Source organism: Loktanella sp. 3ANDIMAR09, from assembly GCF_001420005.1.
Lineage (GTDB): Bacteria > Pseudomonadota > Alphaproteobacteria > Rhodobacterales > Rhodobacteraceae > Loktanella.
Genome location: NZ_LJAK01000001.1, coordinates 293,777 through 313,766 on the forward strand (window position 1 = coordinate 293,777; position 19,990 = coordinate 313,766).

General features: G+C 61.9%; 19 protein-coding genes. 5 read left to right on the forward strand and 14 right to left on the reverse strand.

Going from position 1 to position 19,990, the window contains the following annotated elements:
* Positions 1–20 precede the first annotated feature (20 nt).
* A complete protein-coding gene (hslV, locus tag AN189_RS01500; protein WP_056029911.1) occupies positions 21–578 on the reverse strand; it encodes an ATP-dependent protease subunit HslV in 558 nt (185 codons plus the stop codon).
* 104 nt (positions 579–682) lie between these two features.
* Between hslV and AN189_RS01505 the strand changes: the two genes are divergently transcribed.
* Positions 683–1,597, forward strand: coding sequence for a hypothetical protein (locus tag AN189_RS01505; protein ID WP_056029914.1), 915 nt, complete (start codon positions 683–685; stop codon positions 1,595–1,597).
* A 92-nt stretch (positions 1,598–1,689) separates the two neighbouring features.
* Here the strand turns inward: AN189_RS01505 and AN189_RS01510 are convergent, their stop codons facing one another.
* The 9 genes from AN189_RS01510 to regB form a co-directional block, all read right to left on the reverse strand.
* Positions 1,690–2,076: an ankyrin repeat domain-containing protein gene (locus tag AN189_RS01510; protein WP_056029917.1), complete on the reverse strand. Its 387-nt coding sequence runs from the start codon at positions 2,074–2,076 to the stop codon at positions 1,690–1,692.
* 182 nt (positions 2,077–2,258) lie between these two features.
* Complete coding sequence (trxA, locus tag AN189_RS01515) at positions 2,259–2,579, reverse strand: thioredoxin (protein WP_056029920.1); 321 nt, start codon at positions 2,577–2,579, stop codon at positions 2,259–2,261.
* Between the two features lie 58 nt (positions 2,580–2,637).
* Complete coding sequence (addA, locus tag AN189_RS01520; RefSeq protein ID WP_056029923.1) at positions 2,638–6,012, reverse strand: double-strand break repair helicase AddA; 3,375 nt, start codon at positions 6,010–6,012, stop codon at positions 2,638–2,640.
* Positions 6,009–8,936 carry a double-strand break repair protein AddB gene (gene addB / locus AN189_RS01525; protein ID WP_056029926.1) on the reverse strand — a complete coding sequence of 976 codons (2,928 nt, stop codon included), beginning with the start codon at positions 8,934–8,936 and terminating at the stop codon, positions 6,009–6,011. The genes addA and addB overlap by 4 nt, the downstream gene beginning before the upstream one ends.
* Entirely contained in the window at positions 8,929–9,612 is a 684-nt protein-coding gene (locus AN189_RS01530; protein WP_056029929.1) for a nucleotidyltransferase family protein, read from the reverse strand. Before AN189_RS01530 ends, addB begins: the two co-directional genes overlap by 8 nt.
* A complete protein-coding gene (locus tag AN189_RS01535) occupies positions 9,609–10,556 on the reverse strand; it encodes an aminoglycoside phosphotransferase family protein (protein WP_056029932.1) in 948 nt (315 codons plus the stop codon). Before AN189_RS01535 ends, AN189_RS01530 begins: the two co-directional genes overlap by 4 nt.
* Positions 10,549–11,013, reverse strand: a complete 465-nt coding sequence (gene tsaE / locus AN189_RS01540) for a tRNA (adenosine(37)-N6)-threonylcarbamoyltransferase complex ATPase subunit type 1 TsaE (RefSeq protein ID WP_056029935.1) — start codon at positions 11,011–11,013, stop codon at positions 10,549–10,551. The genes AN189_RS01535 and tsaE overlap by 8 nt, the downstream gene beginning before the upstream one ends.
* A 40-nt stretch (positions 11,014–11,053) precedes the next feature.
* Entirely contained in the window at positions 11,054–12,652 is a 1,599-nt protein-coding gene (locus tag AN189_RS01545) for a PAS-domain containing protein (RefSeq protein ID WP_157057342.1), read from the reverse strand.
* A 70-nt stretch (positions 12,653–12,722) separates the two neighbouring features.
* Positions 12,723–14,078, reverse strand: a complete 1,356-nt coding sequence (regB, locus tag AN189_RS01550) for a sensor histidine kinase RegB (protein WP_056029941.1) — start codon at positions 14,076–14,078, stop codon at positions 12,723–12,725.
* 84 nt (positions 14,079–14,162) lie between these two features.
* On the opposite strand from regB, the gene AN189_RS01555 reads away from it, so the two are divergent.
* Both AN189_RS01555 and AN189_RS01560 read left to right on the forward strand, forming a co-directional pair.
* Positions 14,163–14,765 carry an SCO family protein gene (locus tag AN189_RS01555; protein WP_056029944.1) on the forward strand — a complete coding sequence of 201 codons (603 nt, stop codon included), beginning with the start codon at positions 14,163–14,165 and terminating at the stop codon, positions 14,763–14,765.
* Between the two features lie 55 nt (positions 14,766–14,820).
* On the forward strand, positions 14,821–15,372 hold the full coding sequence (locus tag AN189_RS01560; RefSeq protein ID WP_056029947.1) for an ActR/PrrA/RegA family redox response regulator transcription factor: 552 nt from the start codon (positions 14,821–14,823) through the stop codon (positions 15,370–15,372).
* Here the strand turns inward: AN189_RS01560 and AN189_RS01565 are convergent.
* The 3 genes from AN189_RS01565 to AN189_RS01575 are packed head-to-tail and all read right to left on the reverse strand — an operon-like array spanning position 15,369 to position 17,403.
* The gene (locus AN189_RS01565; RefSeq protein ID WP_056029950.1) at positions 15,369–15,857 is read right to left on the reverse strand and encodes a GNAT family N-acetyltransferase; all 489 of its coding nucleotides are present in this window, start codon (positions 15,855–15,857) and stop codon (positions 15,369–15,371) included. The two genes, AN189_RS01560 and AN189_RS01565, sit on opposite strands and share 4 nt — an antisense overlap.
* Entirely contained in the window at positions 15,854–16,447 is a 594-nt protein-coding gene (locus AN189_RS01570) for an HD domain-containing protein (protein WP_056029952.1), read from the reverse strand. The genes AN189_RS01565 and AN189_RS01570 overlap by 4 nt, the downstream gene beginning before the upstream one ends.
* Positions 16,444–17,403, reverse strand: a complete 960-nt coding sequence (locus AN189_RS01575) for a glycosyltransferase family 8 protein (protein ID WP_253279523.1) — start codon at positions 17,401–17,403, stop codon at positions 16,444–16,446. Before AN189_RS01575 ends, AN189_RS01570 begins: the two co-directional genes overlap by 4 nt.
* A gap of 125 nt (positions 17,404–17,528) precedes the next feature.
* Here AN189_RS01575 and ahcY point away from each other — a divergent pair, with 125 nt between their 5' ends.
* Positions 17,529–18,917 carry an adenosylhomocysteinase gene (gene ahcY / locus AN189_RS01580; protein ID WP_056029955.1) on the forward strand — a complete coding sequence of 463 codons (1,389 nt, stop codon included), beginning with the start codon at positions 17,529–17,531 and terminating at the stop codon, positions 18,915–18,917.
* Between the two features lie 225 nt (positions 18,918–19,142).
* Positions 19,143–19,484 (forward strand): DUF2853 family protein, encoded by a 342-nt coding sequence (locus AN189_RS01585; RefSeq protein WP_056029958.1) that lies wholly within the window; start codon positions 19,143–19,145, stop codon positions 19,482–19,484.
* A 34-nt stretch (positions 19,485–19,518) separates the two neighbouring features.
* Here the strand turns inward: AN189_RS01585 and AN189_RS01590 are convergent, their stop codons facing one another.
* Positions 19,519–19,917, reverse strand: a complete 399-nt coding sequence (locus tag AN189_RS01590) for a DUF1761 domain-containing protein (RefSeq protein WP_056029961.1) — start codon at positions 19,915–19,917, stop codon at positions 19,519–19,521.
* Positions 19,918–19,990 lie beyond the last annotated feature (73 nt).

Here is a 19,990-nt window from a genome sequence, read left to right on the forward strand (position 1 = left end):
GATCACGGATACTTCATGCGCTAGCCGCCGACGGTTTCGACCGTCAGGTTGCCGTTGGTATAGACGCAGATGTCGGACGCAATCGCCATGGCGCGACGGGCGATCGCCTCTGCGTCCAGGTCGCTGTCCATCAGGGCGCGTCCTGCGGCCAGCGCGTAATTGCCGCCCGATCCGATGGCCGTCACGTCGTGTTCGGGTTCCAGCACATCGCCCGCACCTGTTATGACGAACAGGTCGGTCCCGTCGCTGACGATCAGCATTGCTTCCAGTTTTTGCAGGTATTTGTCGGTGCGCCAGTCCTTGGCCAGTTCCACGCTTGCGCGTTGCAGCTGACCTGGTGTCGCCTCCAGCTTTTTCTCCAGCCGTTCGAGCAGGGCAAAGGCATCGGCGGTTGACCCGGCAAAGCCTGCGACGACATCCGCACCCTTGATCTGCAGGCGACGGACCTTGCGGGCGGTGCCCTTGATCACGGTCTGACCCAGGCTGACCTGACCGTCGCCCGCGATCACAACCTTGCCACCTTTGCGCACGCCGATGATCGTGGTGCCGTGCCAGCCGGGAAATTGATCGCTATCCATGTCGCTATCCTGTCGCCATTGCGTTGTGGCTTATATGGTCGGGCGGTCCGGGTGCGGCAACCCCGAGGCTTGCTTGCGCGCGGTGGCTGGGTCAGAATACCGTTATGGATCAACCCGGTGACGTCGTATTCTATCTGGATTCCGGGCTGCTGAACAGCGCGCGGGCGGGCAAGCACAATTTCATCGGTCTGGTCGCCAAATGCCTGACCGACGCCGGTTTGCGCGTGTTTTTCGAACCCAATACGCTGACGGCGCGCAATGCCTCGGCCCGGCGGCCCGGCTATTCGCTGTTTCACATGGATGAACCGACGCACCCGCGCGCCCTGACCCTGCGGCGCAATTATTTCTATCCGTTCTGGCAGATCGAAACATCGGCGCGGCGCTGGGAATGGGCCGTGGCGCTGTCCCGTTTCGACAAGGCGCAGATCGACCGCAAGGAGGCGACACGCTTTTTCAATTTCTGGCGCAAGCGGCTGTATCCCGGTCTGTCCGAGGACAGCACGCGGCACGGGCCGCTGTATATGCCGCTTCAGGGGATGGTGCGCGAACACAGGTCGTTCCAGTCGTGCAGCCCGATCGAGATGATCAAACGCACCGCCGAACGGTTTCCCTACCGCGATGTGATCCTGACGCTGCACCCCAACGAGAGCTATTCACAGGACGATCACGCGGCGCTGCATCTGGTCGAGGATAAATACGACAACGTCAGCATCAGCGCCCGCCCGATGACCGCGATCTTGCCGGGCTGTTCTGCCGTCGTCACACAGAATTCGTCCGTCGCGCTGGCGGGTTTCCTGTTTCGCAAACCCGCCGTGATCTTTGCCCAGATCGATTTTCACCACATCGCGGGGAACGTGCCCAAGGACGGCGAGGACAAGGCGTTCAAGGCGATCACGCAATTCCCCGATTTCGAAGGCTACGTCTGGTGGTTCCTGCAACAGATGTCGATCAACGCCGGCAGACCCGAGGCCCCGGACAAGATCGCCGCCACCCTGCGCCGCCACGGCTGGCCGGTGTGAGGGGGTTAGTCGTTTCGTTGAGCCGGCAGGTTTCATTAGGAAAGGTCCGGTATGCGGACGACGCTGCTGGTAGTAACACTAAGTTCATGAACCTACAGGTTGCTGAAACACCGCTGCATGTCGCCTCCCAGTTCGAAGGCCATTTCTTTGGGGGACTTTCCAAACTCAGATTTAGCCGCCGGATTTGCACCCGATTTCAATAGCGCTTCGACAACCACAGTGTTTCCTCGGCTTACGGCGACATGAAGCGGCGTTTCTGACATGTCTCCAACAGCGTTCACGTCGGCACCTGCCTCAATAAGCAACAGCGCTCCATATGTATTTTTTTGCCAAAGCATCACATGCAATGGGGTATCACCATCGGAGTCTCTGCTATCGATGTGAACTGGAGCTTCACCCATTTCAGCGGGGAAAAGGGTTTCGGAACATGACATAAGGAGTTGATCCAACGTCTCTCTGGATTTGAGTTTCTTGGACATTCCAACTCTCACCAAATTCTTTTGCAGTGCTCCGATAACACAGTTGAACTCTGCGTCGTTAACGAAAAATCTCAAGTCACTTTGGGCTCAAAGCAGACCTGTCGCGCCTGCAAAAACAACGTGCACAACGAAAAAGGCCGCCCCGATGGGACGGCCTTTGATCATCACGCCAGTGGCGGAATTCAGATGGAGTCTTCGATCCAGCTTTGGATGGCGGCCTTGGGGGCGGCGCCGGCTTTGTTGGATACCACTTCGCCGTTCTTGAACACGAACAGCGCCGGGATGCCGCGCACGCCCATGGCGGCGGGGGAATTGGGGTTTTCGTCCACGTTGACCTTTACGATCTTGACGCGGCCTTCCATCTCGGCGGACAGCTCTTCCAGGGCTGGGCCGATCTGTTTGCAGGGGCCGCACCATTCGGCCCAGAAATCCACGACGACGGGGATATCGGACTGTTTGACTTCGGCATCGAACGTGGCGTCGGTGACGGCAAGGGTTGCCATGTTGGTCTCTCCTGGGATCAGTGTCAGGGACGGAACCTAGGAACGCGGCGTGCAGACGTCAAGCGACGCTCTGCCGTGACAGGGCATTCAGCGCCAGCCCAGCCGGCACATCCATCAGGTTTGCGGTGGCGGTCCACAGGATCGCAGTGCGGATCTGGTGGTCGGGGTAGATCTGCGCCAGCGCATCGGCATAGGCCCCCAGCTGTCGCAGTAATCCTTCGGGCACCTGATCTGGGGATGCGGGCACAACGCGGTTGGTTTTGAAATCGACGGCGGTCACGGTGGTGTCGGTGACGATCAGGCGGTCGATGGTCCCGTTGATGCGATGTCCCGACAGGCCCGGCAGGTTGGCCGTGATGCCAACCTCGGCCAGTGTCCCGTCAAAGACATGGGCAAGCTCCGGCACGGCCAAGAGCGTCAGCGCGTCGGTCACCAGACCATCGGTCGGCACGTCGTCCGCGCCGGGATAGGACGCAAGCAGGCGTTCACCGATCGTGCGGCGCTGATCTGCGGGATGGTCGGGCAGATGTTCCAGCAGCAGGTGCATCAATGTCCCGCGCATCATCGCGGTGTCGGCGTCATCCTCGGCCGGGTCGCCTGGCACCACCTTTGCCCCGTCCATCTGCGACGGTGACAGCGTCCTTGGCCGCACAACAGCGGGCAGGGGGGCCAGGACCAGCGGCGGATCATCTGGTGCTGCGGTCTGTTCCGCATCGATGCGTTCGCCCGCCAGCCAGCTGCCGTTGGACACCCGCTGGATCGCCAGATCACCGGCGTGATCCATCGCGGCACCGGCCTGTTCCATGCCCTGTGCGACCAGATCGTACCAGCCCGTGTCGCCCTTGCCGGGATTGCCGGCAGAGCCGACGATCAGCCATTTTTCCGCCCGCGTCATCGCGACATACAGCAGCCGGAGACGTTCGCGCGCCTGCTTGTCCAGCACGTCCTGCACCTGTTGCCCCAGCGCGGTGGGCGTGTCGGGCTTGTTCGGTTTCCACAGCGGTGTCTTGCCCGGCAGGATGTCGCCACGCAGGATTTCGGGGCGTTCCTTGGCGTCCGGCAGGATGACGATCGGGGCCTCCAGCCCCTTGGCCCCATGGACGGTCATCACCCGGATCTGATCACCCTGCGCATCGACCTGCCGCTTGATCGTCAGATCGTCGGCGTCCATCCAGCCGATGAACCCCGTCAGGCTGGGCACGCCGTCGCGTTCATAGGCCAGGGCCTGTGCCAGCAGCGCGTCGATGCCGTCCTCTGCCTCTGACCCCAGACGGGCCAGCAGTTTGCGCCGCCCGTCGTGGCGGATCAGCAGCCGCGCGATCAGGTCGTAGGGCCGCAAAAAGTCGGTATTCTGGCGCAGATCCCTGAGGATCGCGACCGTTTCCGGGTGGCTGTCGTCCGCACGCAGCACCTGCCAGAGCGTCTGACCCAAGCGTCGCGGTTGCGCGAGCGTATACAGGTCCTGTTCCGACCAACCGAACAATGGTGATTTCAATGCGGCCGCCAACGACAGGTCGTCTTCTGGCAAGGCCAGGAACCGCAGCACGGCGCCAATGTCGCGCACGGCAAGTTCCGCACCGACACGCAGCACGTCGGCACCCGCGATGGGCAGTTTTGCAGACTTGCAGGCGCGGATAAGTTCGGGAAACAACAGGCCCTGACGGCTTTGTACCAGGATCAGGATATCGCCCGCGCGCACGGGTCTGTGGTTATAGGCGCCGGTATTGCCGATCTCGACCGGCAAATATTCGGCTGCCATCATCCGCTTGATCTGGCCGGCCACCCGTTCGGCCATGCGGACCATGTGATGGCTTTCGCTGATTTCGTCGACGGGATCGATCCAGCTGGCTCCGTCGTCCTGTTTTTCAACGGGTTCGACCAGTGGCCAGAGGTCGACACGTCCCGGCATATCCGCCTTGAACGCCAGATGCCGCACCTCGCCGCCCAGTGCATCGGCCCGGTCCCGCACAAAGGTTTCGTCCACCACCCGCAGGATCGCAGGCGCCGACCGGAACGAATGTTCCAGGGTGCTGACTGCCAGCGGGGCATCACCTGCTGCCAAACCGGTGGCGAAATGACCGCGCATCCGTTGGAATTCCAGCGGATCGGCGCCCTGAAACGAATAGATCGACTGTTTGACGTCACCCACGACGAAAATGGTGCGGCCTTCGTCGGCGCGTGCACCCTCGCCGCTGACCAATTCGCGCGTCAGATGCTGGATCACGTCCCATTGCAGCGGCGACGTATCTTGCGCCTCGTCCACCAGCAGGTGGTTCATGCCGCCGTCCAAGCGGAACAGGACCCAATCTGCGACCACGGGGTCGGCCAGAAGGCCGCGGGCCTTGGCGATCAGATCGTCGAAATCCAGCACGCCGCGGGTTGTTTTCGCCGTCCTGTAGGCATTGGTGAACAACACGCCAAAGCGGTTCAGCGCCAGCGATTTGTCGTAAACCTGCAGCGAAAGCCGCGTGCCACGGGCGACCTCGACCTGTTCCATCAGCCCGTTCAGTGCATCGGTCAGATCGGGGTGGGCTGTGCGCAGGGCCTTGGTCGGAATGGCGTCAATCTTGGCCGCAAAGGGTGCCTTGGCGGTTGATCCGGTCAGCAGAACCTTTTCCAGGATCACCAGATCGGCAGGGCCGGGTGCGTGCAGGTCGATCCGGGCCAGCGCATCGGCGTTCTTGTTGTCCTGCGTGCCGCCCGTGCGCAGAACACCGATCAGGTCACGGATGATTTCCCGTCCGTCTGCCCCCAGAATATCGGCGACCAGGCTGTCCAGCGTCACGTTGTCCGGCAGGTCCAGCATTGTGCGCAGATCATGTTCGTCCAGTGGTGCCGCAAAGTCATCGGCGCGCCCGGCGATATCGCGCACCAGATCATCCACGTCCGCGCCGGTGAAATACCGCAGCATGTCGGCCACGATTGCGCGATGTTCACCCTCTACCAGCGCATCCATGACCTCTGAGCGCATCAGCGCGGCGGACCGGTCGTCGATTTCACGAAAATCGGGGCTGACCCCGGCCTCGAGGGGGAAACGCCGCAGGATGCTGGCGCAGAACGAATGAATCGTCTGAATCTTCAGACCGCCCGGCGTTTCGATGGCCGAGGCAAACAGCGTGCGGGCCCTGTTCAGATCATGGTCACCGATGTCGGTTTCCACCCCAAGCGTGCGCAGTTCCGCCCGCAGATCGCTGTCCGGCAGCATGGCCCAGCCGCCCAGCCGTTTGAACAGGCGGTTCTGCATCTCGGCGGCGGCGGCCTTGGTATAGGTCAGGCACAGGATGTTCTGCGGGCTCACGCCTTCCAGCAGCAGGCGGGCCACGCGGTCGGTCAGCACGCGCGTCTTGCCGGACCCTGCGTTGGCGGACAGCCAGGTTGATGCATGCGGGTCGGCGGCTGTGACCTGCCGTTGTGTGGCCTCGTCACGGATCATGTCAGCACCTCTGGCGTGGCAGGGTCGCTGTCGGTCCATTCGCCACGGCGCGACAGATGATCGTAGTCGCCGTCGAATGTGACGCGCTGCGGGGCCCGCCGCGCGGTATATGGCCAATCGTCCGATTGGCACATGGTCAGGAACTTGATCAGCTGCGCCCAGACCAGGTCCGGCGGGTGATCGTCCAGCGGGGCCGCGACCTGTGGCATCCCGCGTTTGATCCCCAGGAATGCAGCGGCCTGCGTCTGCCGCACCCCAACCGCGGCAAAGGCGCCGCGTTCGATCATCGCGGCCTCCAGTAGTAGCTGTTTGTCGAATGCGGCCTGTTCCTTGGCCGTGGGCAGGGTACCGGTCTTGTAGTCATAGATCAGGGCACGCCCGTCGGGGGTGGTGTCGATCCGGTCTGCCTTGCCGTTCAGGATGATGTCAGGTCCGGGCACGGTGATTTCGCCCCATGTCTCCAGCGCGATCAGCGCGCCTTGCATCTGACGCATGGCCTCTTGCTGCAGAAACTCGGGCGCGATCTGGTCGAACAGAACACGCCATTGCAGGCGCACGGTGGGCCATGGGCACATCTCGGCCAGCGTGTCGTCCGTAATCCTGCGCAACAGGTCGCGGGCGGCGGGGTCTGACGCATCGGGTCGTGCGCTGACAAACCGTTCGAGGATCTTGTGAAAGACATCCCCCTTGAGCGCCGCATCCACATCGGCTGTCAGCGGTTTCAGCGCGGTCAGACCGAGGATCTTGCGCGCGTAAATCGCATAGGGATCACGGTAGAGCGTCTTGATCTGGGTAACAGACACTTTCCTTGGTCGTGCGCTGGCGGGTGGCATGGGGGCTGGGCGCGTCGCCCGGTCAATCAGCACCTCCGGTTGCGATAGACGGGCCGCGTGTCGCAGCCAGACTGCCCCGCGCGCACGCATCTGGTCCAGCGCCTGCGGTCCCTGCGCATCGGGTAATCCCGCCAGCAGGTTGGTCAGGCGATTGACCCAGCGCGACGGCACGGTTTCCGCATCCGCATCGCGGCGGGCGCGGGTGATCCAGACCTGTGGGGCGCCGATGGCCTGTTGGTAATCATGGGCCGACAGCCCGATCTGGCGCTCTGGCAGCAGCAGCCCGGCCTGCGCGCGCAATGTCCGGTTCAGCCAGGGATCGGGTTTTGGACTGGGTGGCCAGATGCCGTCGTTCATGCCGCCCAGGATGACCAGTTCGGCCCCGCCGACGCGCGCCTCGAGCGTGCCGAGGATCGTGATGCCCGGATGGCCCGCATCGCGGTCGCGGACGGTCTTGGCCGCCATAAGCGCGCGAAACAGCGCTGCATAGTCGCGATTGTCCATCGGGTTTCCGGCGTCGGCATCCCGTGCGATGGCCGCCATGACACCCTGCATCATGCGGCCTGCCGCCTTCTTGAACAACTCTCCGGTATCGCGCCCTCCTGGTCCTGCCGCGAGCAGTTCCGCAGCCGCCATGTGCTGTGCGAGGTGATCCGCGATCGGCAAGGTGCCCGAATGATCGAGCGCGCTGATGACGCGCGCAACCCAGGCTGTCCAATCGTCCAGCCCGTCCTTTGGGTTGGACATGCTGCCGACCCATGCCGACATGACCGCCGGCGTGACAACAGGCGGACCGCCACGGCGCAGATGCAGTTCCAGGTCGCGGGTCCACAAAAGATGCTGCCGACCCGCGACACTGCTGTTGGTCAGCGGGTGTTTGAGCAGGATCAGCAGAACTTCGGCAGTGATTGGCCGGCCAAAGGCGGTGACGATATGTTCCATGAACCGACCCGGAGGTGACAGGCCCAGTGGCAAGCCGCCACTGTCGTCCGGCGTGATATTCCAACGATCCAGTGCAGCGGTGACCTGCCGGGTCAGCATCCGGTCCGGCGAAATCAGCGCCGCAGGCACGCCATCCGCCGCAGCCTGTCGCAGGCGCAGGGCAATGACCTCGGCTTCGGCGCGGGGGCTGTCGGCCTCGACCAATGTGACATCAGTCATGGCGGCGGGCAGGTCGGTCAGCGCTGCACCGTCGCGGCGCCATTGATCGGTCACGGGGGCAGGGCGTAGCGAAAGTGATACGAGCGCATTGCGCGCCGGGGCGGGCGGTGGCTGGTCGGTCCAGGGAAGGACAAGGTCCGCCGTCAGGTCAAGATCGCGCATCAGGCGGCGATAGCGATATTGCGGATGGTCCTCGTGGGTCAGCGTGCCCCCCATGCTGTCCCAGACATGTTGCGGCATGTCGAAATCAAAGCCGGGCAACACGACAGCCCCCTGCGGCAGTCTGGACACGGCCTGCATCAGCAGCCCGGTGGCACCGCGCGACCCGGTGGAACCCGCAACGATCACGGGATGATCCGGCGGCTGTACCGCCCAAAGGTCGATCAAGGACAGGATATGCATGCGCTGGCGGGCGGCCGCATCGGGTTGTGCCGCCTCTGCGATGAAATAGGGTTCCAGCAATCTGAGGAATTTCAGCGCCTGCTGCCAATGGCCAGACACATCGGTCACATCCAACTGGGTCAGCGCGTCGAAATCGACGCCTTCACCATGCATTTCGTCCATCAGCGTAGCCAGACTGTCCGACAGATCATAGAGTGCTGCACGCGGCAGGCCGGGGGTGGCATCAATCAGTTTTTCCACGGCGCGGGACAGTTCCAGCCTGCGGCGCAAGGGTGAGACAGGCAGATCGGCTGACCCGATTTCTCCTTCGAATGCTAGGTCCGTGACCAGTTTGACCCGCGGCAACAATCGCGCCGGGCCAGCATCGAATGCGGCCCTGATCTGTCGCTGCATCCGGGCTGCGTTCACGTAGATCCGGACCTGTGACAGATCCGTGCTGCGTGCGGTCAACCCGCCGACAAAGGCCTGCGCAAAGTCGACACCGGGGGTCAGCCCGAACAGCCTGGGGTGATCGCTGGGGTCAAACATCGTGCTCTTTCAACATGGTCTCGGCCAGGGAAATGCTCTCTGGGCGGCCGACATCACAGATCAGGCCGTCCCAGACCAGACCATATAGACCGCCATTCGCGATCATCTGGTCCCAGATCACATTCAGCGAAAAGGCCGGCAGGCGCACGCCGTGAACCCGGTTTGTGCGCGTCAGCTGCAACCCGGTATAGACGTAGTCCTGACCACGGGTCAGTCGCCCGTCAGCCGCCCTGGCAAAATCGCCCGGTCCGCTGTGTCCGCGCATCCGGGTTGTCGGCACCAGCAGCAGCAGGGCCTCCATCGCGGGTGTCCAGCCATCGCAAAGCGTTTGGACAGGGTTCGGGCCGCACCAGACGGCGTCGGTGTTCAGTGTGACAACCGGACCGTCGCCCAAAAGCGGCAAAGCGTGGCGCAACCCGCCACCCGTTTCCAACAGCGCGACCTCGTCAGAAATTGCAACGTCGCGTCCGCGCAGGTGGTCGTGGATCATCGCGCCCTTGTAATGGGCATTGACCACGCGCCTGCCGATGCAGGGGATGTCTGTCAGGTCCAGCGCGTGATCCAGCAGGGTGCGTCCGGCGACCGCGATCAGCGGCTTGGGTCGCGTATCGGTCAGGGGGGCCATCCGGGTCCCCCTGCCAGCGGCGAACAGCAGTGCGGGATAGGTCCGCGTCATGGGGCGACCGGGGCGGGAATGTCGCGCAGCACGATGTCGCGCAGTTCGGACAGCGCAGGATGTCCGAGGTCGCGCAAAAGCACCGACCAGACACGCGGCATCATCGCGGCATAGCGCCCCTTGCCGCCCGCGATCAGACGGCAGAACACACCCAGAATCCGCAGATTGCGCTGGGCACCCAGCACGGCAAGGCGCAGCGCCATATCGTCTGCCACCTCTCCTGTCGCGCGGGCAAAACGCGCGGTTTCGCGTGTGATGATGTCAGCGGGCACGTCGCGGCGAATATCGGACAAGAGCGAGGCCAGATCGTAGCCGCGCGGCGCAAGGCAGGCATCCTGGAAATCCAGCAGGCCCACGCGGTCGCTGCCCGATGCCTGCGGACGCCAGATCAGATTTTCCGCATGAAAATCCCGCAGCGCGATCCGGTCCGCCACCGGCGCGTGGCGGGTCAATGCCTGTTCAACAGCGGCAACCAGCGGTGCGGGATCGCACCTGGCATAGAGTTCGGCCGTAATGGCGACCATCTGCCCGCCCGTGACCGGGTCGATTTTCGGCAACGCCAGTGGCGCAGCACCGTCAAGTTGGATCAGCACATCGGTTGCCGCATCATACAGGACCTGCTGATCTGCGAGTGTTCGGGCTGCCATTTGCGCCAGGCTTTGTTGTCCGAGGTCTGACAAAAGCAGGAAGCCCGCTGGATCGGAACTGATGATCCGGGGTGCGCAAAACCCCTGATCCGTCAGATAGCGGGCGATCCGCATGAATTGTGTGGTATCTTCGCCTGTCGCGGGGTCAGCGTCCATCAGGATCAGGCTGTCGCCCCCAGGTGCCACCAGGCGGGCATAGCCGCGGGACGATGCATCGGCTGCGATGGGTTCAGCGATCCAGTCGCCAACGCCTGCATCTGTCAGAAAACGGGTCAACAAGACCGAACGGTCAGTCATTCAACCAGCCCAGTTTCTGCTGCCACCGGGCAGGACCGGTCAGCGTGACGGTGTGGTGGTCGGTCTCGGCCGTGAAATGACAGGTCAGCGCGTCACCGGGTGTTTCCTGCCCCAAGCGGTCAGGCCACTCGATCAGACAAATCGCATCCTCAAAGGCATCCGTCAGCCCCAGTTCCAGCACCTCGTCCGCGCTGGTCAACCGGTACAGGTCGCAGTGCCAGATTTCGGTTTCCCCGTCATCGTAGGTCTGTACCAGCGTAAATGTCGGAGAAGGCACATCCTCCATCCGGCGCAACCTGTTGCGGATGAATGCGCGTGCAAATGTCGTCTTGCCCGCCCCGATATCACCGCTGAGCAGAAGTGTGTCACCCCGATCCAGCGCCGCTGCAAATTGCGCGGCAAGGGCCTCGGTCTCTGCGAGGTCTGGCAGGGTGATCTGGGTGCAAAAGGTCAACATGCAACCAGAGTAATCGCCCCCAGCATGGCCGCAACCGGATTCAGCCGCTTGCGACCCGTTGTTTCGTCCTGGGCGTCTGCGTCACACAGCCCATCGGTGGCTGGCCGTCGGCGGGCAGGAATTTTACCATCGTCATCCCGGCAGGGATGGGATGCGCCTCGCAACGCAGGCGGCGCCCGTTCACCAAAATGATGTCATCTGTCACAACCTCGCGCCGCTGACCCAGCTGGCCGAATTTTTCGACCTTGCGCCAGAAATCCGTGGGCGCGCTGTGCGATTTCCAAAGGCGCAGCGCTGTTCGCAGATCCTGCAGGTCGAACGAACCGGTGTCATGGTCGCCCCACATCTGGGTGTAGGCGCTGTTTGTCATGACCAAGGTGCTGGCATCGGAAAAAACCGCGATGGCATCGGACAGCGTATCCAGCACCGCCTGACCTGTTTCGATTTCGACGCGAAAACGCCGTGTCAGCGAGACCTCGGCGCTGATATCCTCGAACAAGATGGCGATGGCGCCATCGGGATGCGGACGACCGGTCACGCGAAAGACCTGTCCATCCGGCAGATCCCATCGGTCCGAATAGGCACCATCGGTTGCCACCGCATCCAGGGCTGCAAACTGTTCGCGCCAACCCGGATAATCCTTAGGTTCGGGAAGTTTGCGCATCTCGCGCAGCCGGTCCAGCACCGATTCCAGCGTGGGGCGGACGGTCACGAACTGAATGGGCAGACCGAACATGTCCACAAAGGCAGGGTTGAACATCGTCAGTTTGCGGTCACGGTCAAAGATCGCAAGCCCCGTGGACAGTTCTGCAAAGGTTTTCACGAGTGTTTGCCGAAAACCCTGCAATTCGCTCTCGGCGCGCATCGTGGCATTGGCGTCGGTGGCGAAAAACAATGTCGAACCGGGGAGGGGGCATGATGTGATGTCGAACCAATGCTCTGCCTCTTCGCCGTGCAGTTGCAGTGACAGGCGTCGCGCGTTGGGCGCGCGGCACCCGCTGTCGGGCACAGAGATATCGCCGAACAAGCGTTGTCCGGGCCAGATGCGACCCGCACCCGGCGTGTCAGGCCGTGTCCGTTCCGCATAGGTCAGGTAGGCCGCATTCGCCCAAATCAGTTCGCCACGCGCATCCTCTTGCCAGACAAGTTGCGGTGTCTCGCGCAGGATGTCGCGCAGTTGGGTCAGTTCCTTGTTCTGGATCGCGTGTTCCATTGCGGCAAAGCGGGCGCTGGCCTGTTCGGCCTCGGCCGCCGCGAGGCTGATGCGGGTCAAACCGTTTTCGTTCCGGATCTGGATGCAGATCGTATCGTCCTGTCCTGCCGGGACCTGCCGATTGTCGTTCCAGCCCAGATCGCCCAAGGTGTCCTGCAACGTCGGAAACTGGTCCCCCAGCACGTGCAAAAGCGCCCCCAGATCCCCAAGTTTGTCGCGGTGGTCACCGATCAGGGCAGACCCACTGGGCGATGCGTCGATCAGTATATCGCGGTCGAACAGAAAAACGGGTGTCTGGGTAATCGTGTTTGATCGCGGCGGGGCAGAGGCAGATCCCGAGGTGGAACGGGCAAAGATGAATGCCGCAGTCAGGCCCGCCACGCATAGGCATGCCGCAACAAAGAGCAGGATAGAATCATAGATCACGATCAAGACCCCCAGGCGTATCTGCCCAAAGACTGTCCGCCGGAGGTTAATGCCGCATTAACAGGCCCGATCAGGGCAGGAACGAGGGGTTTTTTCCCAATGTCGGGCGGTGCGCCGGGCTGATATCGACCAGGGCACGCATCGGCCAGGTGACGGTCACCACGGCACCGGATTCGGATTCGTTGGCGAATGTCAGGTTGGCCCCGGACCGTTCCAGCAATGTTTTCGCGATAAACAGGCCAAGTCCCATGCCGCTGTAGGCCGGACGTTTTTCGCCGTCGATCTCTGATCGTCTGCGCCGCACGTAGGGGTCGCCGATGCGGCCGATAACCGACTGCGGAAAACCGTGACCGTCATCGCTGATCATGACCCGCGCCTCGGTCGCTGACCAGTCGATGCGTACGACGACCGTCTCTTGGGCAAAGTCGACGGCGTTCTGGATCAGGTTGCGCAACCCGTGGATGATTTCGGGTTTGCGCTGGATCGTGGGCTGCGGGACGGTGCCCCCCTTGATGTCGAACAGAACGCTTGCCTTGCGGTCCAGATGCGGCTCTGCGGCTTCGCGGGCGACGGCCTCCAGCGGGGCGGTTTTCATCATCAGGTCATCCTTGCCCGCGCGCCCCATGGATTGCAGGATGTCGCCGCAGCGATCGGCCTGCGACCGGATCAGCATGACATCGTCGCGCAGGTCGGGATGGTTTTCCAGTTCGGCGACCAGCTCGGTGCTGACCAGTTTGATCGTGGCCAGCGGTGTGCCCAGTTCATGTGCTGCCGCTGCGACAACACCGCCCAGGTCCGTCAATTTCTGTTCGCGTTCCAGCGCTAGCTGGGTTGCGAGCAACGCATCACCCATACTGTGCATTTCTGTTGTCACGCGCCGGGCATAGATGCCCAGAAACATGACGCCGATCACCAATGAGACCCAATAGCCAAAGCCAAAGAGCGGCGGCAGGATCAACAGCGAACCATTCGCCAGCTGAAGTGGCAGGGATGTAAAGCTGATCAGCGTGATCATCCCGATTGCCAATGCACCAAGTGCGATAAAACTCAGAAGATGCAGCACCGTCGCCGCGATGGTCACCGGGGCCAGGATCAACAGGGCAAAGGGGTTGTTCAGGCCACCCGTCAGATACAGCAGCAGGCCCAGTTGCAGGATATCGAATGCCAGCATCGCACTCGCCTCGCGTTCGGACAGGCGTTTGTTCTGCGGGAAATAGGCGTGGGTGGCGATATTGGCGATGGCGGCCACGCAGATCGTCAGGATCACCGGCGTCAGTGGCAATGTCAGCCCATAGAGCCGGACGGCAACAAGGATCGCCACAATCTGACCACCGACAGCCGCCCACCGCAACGTCAGCAGTGTCCGGAGCCGGACCCAGTTGCTGCGTTCATGCTGTGCCAGCATCGATGTGTCGTAAATCTCCATGATCGCCCTTAAATGTGATGCGCGTCCCCATTGTTATGAGCCGGTGGATCGGCAATCAATGCGACGCTTTTGAAAGGAGCCCTGATGAACCGCGCGATCGTCCTCGTTTCCGGTGCCGCCATTGCTGCCGTGGTAGGTGTGTCACTGTCCCTGACCTTCAACCGTGGTCAGGATCTGGCATCCTGTTTCAGCACCAACGCCGAAGGTGCCGACATCGGTGGTCCATTCACGCTGGTCAATCAGGAGGGGCAGACGGTCACGGATGCAAATGTCATCACGGAACCGACGCTGGTCTATTTCGGCTACGGATTCTGCCCTGATGTCTGTCCCATCGACAATGCCCGCAACGTGGCGGCGGTTGACCTGCTGGCGGAACAGGGTGTGTCGGTCACGCCTGTGTTCATCTCTGTGGATCCCGCACGCGATACACCCGAATTCATGGCCGATTACGCAGCAAACATGCACCCCAAGATGATCGGCCTGACCGGAAGCGAGGCACAGGTCAAGGCTGCGGCGGATGCCTACAAGGTCTATTATGCACGCAACGGGGATGATCCTGACTATTACCTCGTGGACCATTCCGCGTTTACGTACCTGATGCTGCCGGACACCGGTTTTGCGACATTCTTTCGCCGCGACACACCGCCGCAGCAGATCGCTCAAGAGGTCAGTTGCGCCTTAACATAGATTGACGGCCTGCCGCGCGGTCCTATCTGTTGGGTAACAAGGCAAGGTATTGAAAATGAACAGCGACACACGCGATCTCGGCCCTGACCCGTCACTTTTGCTGGTGGACGATGACGAGGCTTTCGTCAAACGTCTCGCCAAGGCGATGGAAAAACGGGGGTTTGTCGTCGAAACGGCTGAATCCGTGGCCGAAGGCAAGGCAATCGCGTCTGCCCGCCCGCCTGCCTATGCCGTGGTCGATCTGCGGCTGGAGGACGGCAATGGTCTGGACGTGGTCGAGGTGCTGCGCGAACGCCGCCCGGAATCGCGGATCGTTGTTCTGACGGGCTATGGTGCCATCGCCACGGCGGTCGCCGCGGTCAAGATCGGTGCGACCGACTATCTGGCAAAACCCGCTGACGCGACGGATGTGACCAATGCCCTGCTGGCCGGTCAGGACAAGTTGCCTCCGCCGCCCGACAACCCCATGAGTGCTGATCGCGTGCGTTGGGAACATATCCAGCGCGTCTATGAATTGTGCGACCGCAACGTGTCTGAAACGGCGCGCAGGCTCAGCATGCACCGCCGGACGCTGCAACGGATTCTTGCGAAACGCAGTCCGCGCTAAAGGTCGAACCGCTTGCGGATGCGGTCGACACGGGTGCCGTCCCGCAGCGGAACGTCGATCAGCCTGTCGAAATCGACAAATCCCATCGCGGCATAATAGCGCAGGCCACTGTCGTTATCCGCCCGGATTGTCGCGTCGATGGTGGCAATGCCTTCGGACAGGGCCTTGGTCTTGGTGGCCGCGAACAGCGCCCGGCCAATCCCCTTGCCCGCATGATCGCCCGATACGAAACTGGCGATGATCGCCCAGCCCTGCATCGCGGCATCACCCGGATCGGGCCGGGCAAGCATCTGAAATCCACCGATTATGCCGTCCATATCCGCGACATGCGTGCAGATCAGCGCCGGGCGGCTGATATAGTGTTGTCGCATCCCGTCCACATCGAACAGAGTTTGATGTGCGGTCGTGCCACCCTTTGCGATGATCGGGTTCAACACATCGACCATCCCTTGTGCATCCGCTGACGTGGCCTGTCGGATCATCATTGCATCATCTCCAGCAAGGTGGCGTGTCGTTCGGTGAAATCGGCGCGCACGGCGACCGGCGGGCGCAAGGCGATGGTCAGCCCGTCGATCAGTTCGGGTTTCTGGCGGCCAAAGAACCTGTTGGCTTCGGCCACGCCGAACCCGGCAATCTGCACGGCCTCGGCCCATGCCGATACGCGGTCGGCGGCCTTGATCTGTTTCTTGACGCTGGCGGGCAGGGTTGCGGGCAGTCCGAACCGCAGGTGGATCGCGGCGGTCAACCTCATGTCCAGCTCGCCATAGCCGGGGCCGATGGCGGCCTTGACCGGGCTGATCATGTCCCCGATCACGTATTCGGGCGCATCATGCAACAATGCGGCCATCCGCCATTTCGCCGGTGCCTTGGGGTTCATGCGGGTGAACAGATCCTCGACCAGCAGCGAATGTTCGGCGACGGAATAGGCGAAATCACCCTGTGTCTGCCCGTTCCAGCGCGCGACAAAGGCCAAACCGTGGGCGATGTCCTCGACCTCGATATCGACGGGTGTAGGATCCAGCAGGTCAAGCCTGCGACCCGAGAGCATTCTTTGCCATGCGCGGGGCTGTTTCATCGTACTGTCATATCCGTTGGAAACCTGTCGAGATAGCGGGCCATGCGCGCCGCAGCGAGGGTATTGCGCAGGAACATCTTGCGCATCAACGGCGTATTTCTGGCAGGCATTTGTGACATTGGTATCGGGGGATGGTCCGGAAAATGCATAGCCATGAACCGCGCCAGGTCACGGGCATAGCGCGGTGGCAGCTCTTGTGCCTTGTCCCGCCATGGTTTTGCAGGGCCGATGAAATGCGCGATGTTGACGGGGGCCATTGCGCCAAAAAGCCGTGCGCTCTTGGTCATTTGCCAGTTCCATAGGGGCGAGAGTTCGGCCCAGTCGCAATGCGCGGCCCAGTTCAGAAGGGTCTGGTCGTGCTGCCTGATCGCATCCGGGTGGCGTCCGGCAAGGTCGAGGATGCGCGCCGACAGATCGGCCTTGGCCCATTGGATCAGGTCCAGCAGCAACACGCCGCTGTTGAAATAGGGCGCGGGCGGCAGATGGATTGCGGTGAAATCCCGGCTGGCGCGCTGCGGTGTGCGCCATTGCATCGTATCACGCACAGCGCCGATCGCCCGACCGCCCAGATCAAGGTGCATCAGCGCGTTGAAATCCCCGCCGTCGACATGGATATCGCTGTCCAGATAGAGCAACCGGTCATAGTCGGCCGTCAGCACATGCGGCAGCGCAAGGCGCAGATAAACGCTTTCACTGCGGCGGGCATCGCGCGGCAGGTCTGCGAATGCACCGTCGGTCGTCACCTTGATCAACCGCAGGCCATGGGCCGTCAGACTGTCGGGGATGGTCAGATCGTCCATCGTCACGATGCAGATGTCGAACTGACGGTCGCGTTGCAGGCCGGCGATCTGCGTCGCTGCATGCAGGGCAAAGGGCAAATATCCTGCATCACAGCAAAAAACGACCGCCCTGCGATGGGCGGCCGGTTTCGAAAACGCTGCCGTGATCTGCGACATGGGACCCTGACGCTGCAATGGGTGAACAGACTGTCCACGCAGTCAAAGGGCGATCACGTCGCGTTGTCAACGCGGGGAGGTTGGTGATAAGGGGCGGCAACGCTTTTTTCCGCCAGGAGACGGACATGACCCAAGATTATATCGTCAAAGACATTTCACTTGCCGCCTATGGTCGCAAGGAACTGGACATCGCAGAAACGGAAATGCCGGGGCTGATGGCCCTGCGCGAGGAATACGGCGCGTCCAAACCGCTGGCGGGTGCCCGCATCGTCGGATCGCTGCACATGACGATCCAGACCGCCGTTCTGATCGAAACGCTGGTTGCACTGGGTGCCGACGTGCGCTGGGCATCCTGCAACATCTTTTCCACGCAGGATCATGCTGCCGCCGCCATCGCGGAATCCGGCGTGCCTGTTTTCGCGATCAAGGGCCAAAGCCTGGAAGAGCATTGGGATTACCTCGATAAATCCTTCATGTTCCCCGAAGGCGCGAACATGATCCTGGACGATGGCGGCGACGCGACACTGTACGTTCTGCTGGGCGCCCGTGCCGAGGCAGGCGAGGACATCATCCCCGTCCCGCAATCCGAAGAAGAAGAAGTCATCAAGGCGCAAATCAAGAAGCGGATGGAAGCATCCCCTGGCTGGTTCACCAAGGTGAAGGCCGCGATCAAGGGCGTGTCCGAGGAAACCACCACAGGCGTTCACCGTCTGTATGACTTGCACAAGAACGGCCAGCTGCCGTTCCCTGCGATCAACGTGAACGACTCTGTCACCAAATCAAAGTTCGACAACAAGTACGGCTGCAAGGAATCGCTGGTCGACGGTATCCGCCGCGCCACCGACACCATGATGGCCGGCAAGGTCGCCGTCGTCTGCGGTTACGGCGACGTGGGCAAGGGGTCGGCGGCGTCGCTGCAGGGTGCGGGCGCACGCGTCAAGGTGACAGAGGTCGATCCGATCTGCGCGCTTCAGGCGGCGATGGACGGTTTCGAGGTTGTCCTGCTCGAGGACGTGCTGGACAGCGCCGACATCTTTATCACCACCACCGGCAACCGTGACGTCATCCGTATCGAGCACATGCGCGAGATGAAGGACATGGCGATCGTTGGCAACATCGGCCATTTCGATAACGAAATTCAGGTGGCCGCGCTGAAAAACCACAAGTGGACGAACATCAAGGAACAGGTGGACATGATCGAGATGCCTTCGGGCAATCGTCTGATCCTGTTGTCCGAAGGTCGTTTGTTGAACCTTGGCAACGCCACCGGTCACCCGTCGTTCGTGATGTCCGCATCCTTTACCAATCAGGTGCTGGCGCAAATGGAACTGTGGACCAAGGGCGAGGAATACGCGCCCGGCGTCTATATCCTGCCCAAGCATCTGGACGAAAAGGTCGCCCGCCTGCACCTCAAGCGGATCGGCGTCAAACTGACAGAGCTGAAAAAGGAACAGGCGGATTACATCGGCGTCACCGTCGAAGGTCCGTTCAAGCCGGAACACTACCGCTACTGATATTCCGGGCCGTTCAAGCCTGAAGCCTGACGCCTGCGGCATCGCGGTCCTTGTGACTGCGGTGCCGCTTTTGCATGTGGGGCGCGCAAACTGCTGTGCACCAACGCGGATCGTCGTGAATGGCCCGCGGCAAGGCCGGCCCTCTTTTTTCTTGTCCGAAGCCGTGACCTGACGTTAGCGTGACCGCGACGGCCAGAAAGGCTGCAAGGCAACAAGGGGAACCCGATGGGAAAACGTGACGATCTGATCCAGAAATACGCCGAAGATCTGCGCAATGACTGCGGCATGGAGCCGGACATGGACCTGCTGACCAAGGTCACGATTGGCTGCGGTCCGTCGATCTACAACGCCGACGCAAGCACGGTCGCGGGCAGCGACCCAGAGGAATTGCAGCGCGTCGTGGACGGGTTCCTGAAGAAAAAGCTGGGCCTGCCTGACGGACCTGACCTGATGGACGCCGTCAACAAGGCCATTGATACCTACGGTCGGTCAAACCGGACCAAATACCGGGCGGTCATCTACTACTTGCTGACGAAACATTTCGGCAAGGAAGCCGTTTACAGCTGAACAAACGCGCGCGCGCCCTTTGTGGCGCGCGCCCTCATGCCAGCAGGATCAGCACCGCGCCCATGATGGCGCAACCCAGGCTGGCATATCCCGCATTGATCAGACCCAGCGACCATGGCCTGCCTTCGAAACCAACCGTCAGGATCAGCCAGGGCGATATGATGAATGCGCCCAGTCCGAACCCCGATGTCAGACCTTCGATGATCGTGTCGATCGCGGACAGCGTAAAAATATGTCGCATCATCCCCGCGACCAGCAGGATCATCACGCCCGAGACTGCATAGGGCCACGGGTTTGTGCTGTTTACCGGCTTGCCGTCCGCACGCACGACGACGCCGGCAGCCCTGATCCACGGTTTTGACAAAACGCCGTACCAGATCGCGCCGAAAACAAATGCGGCAGCCGCCGCCCCGATCACATCTGCAAATCCCATGGTCCGTGTCCTCCTGTCAGAAAAAACCTGCCAGACCATTGCGCGTCTTGCCAGTGTTTGCTTCTGCCGGTGA

Excerpts from the sequence above, each read along its gene's own strand:
- hslV (WP_056029911.1), bottom strand. The coding sequence starts at position 578 with ATGGATAGCGATCAATTTCCCGGCTGGCACGGCACCACGATCATCGGC.
- AN189_RS01505 (WP_056029914.1), top strand. The coding sequence starts at position 683 with ATGGATCAACCCGGTGACGTCGTATTCTATCTGGATTCCGGGCTGCTG.
- AN189_RS01510 (WP_056029917.1), bottom strand. The coding sequence starts at position 2,076 with ATGTCCAAGAAACTCAAATCCAGAGAGACGTTGGATCAACTCCTTATG.
- trxA (WP_056029920.1), bottom strand. The coding sequence starts at position 2,579 with ATGGCAACCCTTGCCGTCACCGACGCCACGTTCGATGCCGAAGTCAAA.
- addA (WP_056029923.1), bottom strand. The coding sequence starts at position 6,012 with ATGATCCGTGACGAGGCCACACAACGGCAGGTCACAGCCGCCGACCCG.
- addB (WP_056029926.1), bottom strand. The coding sequence starts at position 8,936 with ATGTTTGACCCCAGCGATCACCCCAGGCTGTTCGGGCTGACCCCCGGT.
- AN189_RS01530 (WP_056029929.1), bottom strand. The coding sequence starts at position 9,612 with ATGACGCGGACCTATCCCGCACTGCTGTTCGCCGCTGGCAGGGGGACC.
- AN189_RS01535 (WP_056029932.1), bottom strand. The coding sequence starts at position 10,556 with ATGACTGACCGTTCGGTCTTGTTGACCCGTTTTCTGACAGATGCAGGC.
- tsaE (WP_056029935.1), bottom strand. The coding sequence starts at position 11,013 with ATGTTGACCTTTTGCACCCAGATCACCCTGCCAGACCTCGCAGAGACC.
- regB (WP_056029941.1), bottom strand. The coding sequence starts at position 14,078 with ATGGAGATTTACGACACATCGATGCTGGCACAGCATGAACGCAGCAAC.
- AN189_RS01555 (WP_056029944.1), top strand. The coding sequence starts at position 14,163 with ATGAACCGCGCGATCGTCCTCGTTTCCGGTGCCGCCATTGCTGCCGTG.
- AN189_RS01560 (WP_056029947.1), top strand. The coding sequence starts at position 14,821 with ATGAACAGCGACACACGCGATCTCGGCCCTGACCCGTCACTTTTGCTG.
- AN189_RS01565 (WP_056029950.1), bottom strand. The coding sequence starts at position 15,857 with ATGATGATCCGACAGGCCACGTCAGCGGATGCACAAGGGATGGTCGAT.
- AN189_RS01570 (WP_056029952.1), bottom strand. The coding sequence starts at position 16,447 with ATGAAACAGCCCCGCGCATGGCAAAGAATGCTCTCGGGTCGCAGGCTT.
- AN189_RS01575 (WP_253279523.1), bottom strand. The coding sequence starts at position 17,403 with ATGTCGCAGATCACGGCAGCGTTTTCGAAACCGGCCGCCCATCGCAGG.
- ahcY (WP_056029955.1), top strand. The coding sequence starts at position 17,529 with ATGACCCAAGATTATATCGTCAAAGACATTTCACTTGCCGCCTATGGT.
- AN189_RS01585 (WP_056029958.1), top strand. The coding sequence starts at position 19,143 with ATGGGAAAACGTGACGATCTGATCCAGAAATACGCCGAAGATCTGCGC.
- AN189_RS01590 (WP_056029961.1), bottom strand. The coding sequence starts at position 19,917 with ATGGGATTTGCAGATGTGATCGGGGCGGCGGCTGCCGCATTTGTTTTC.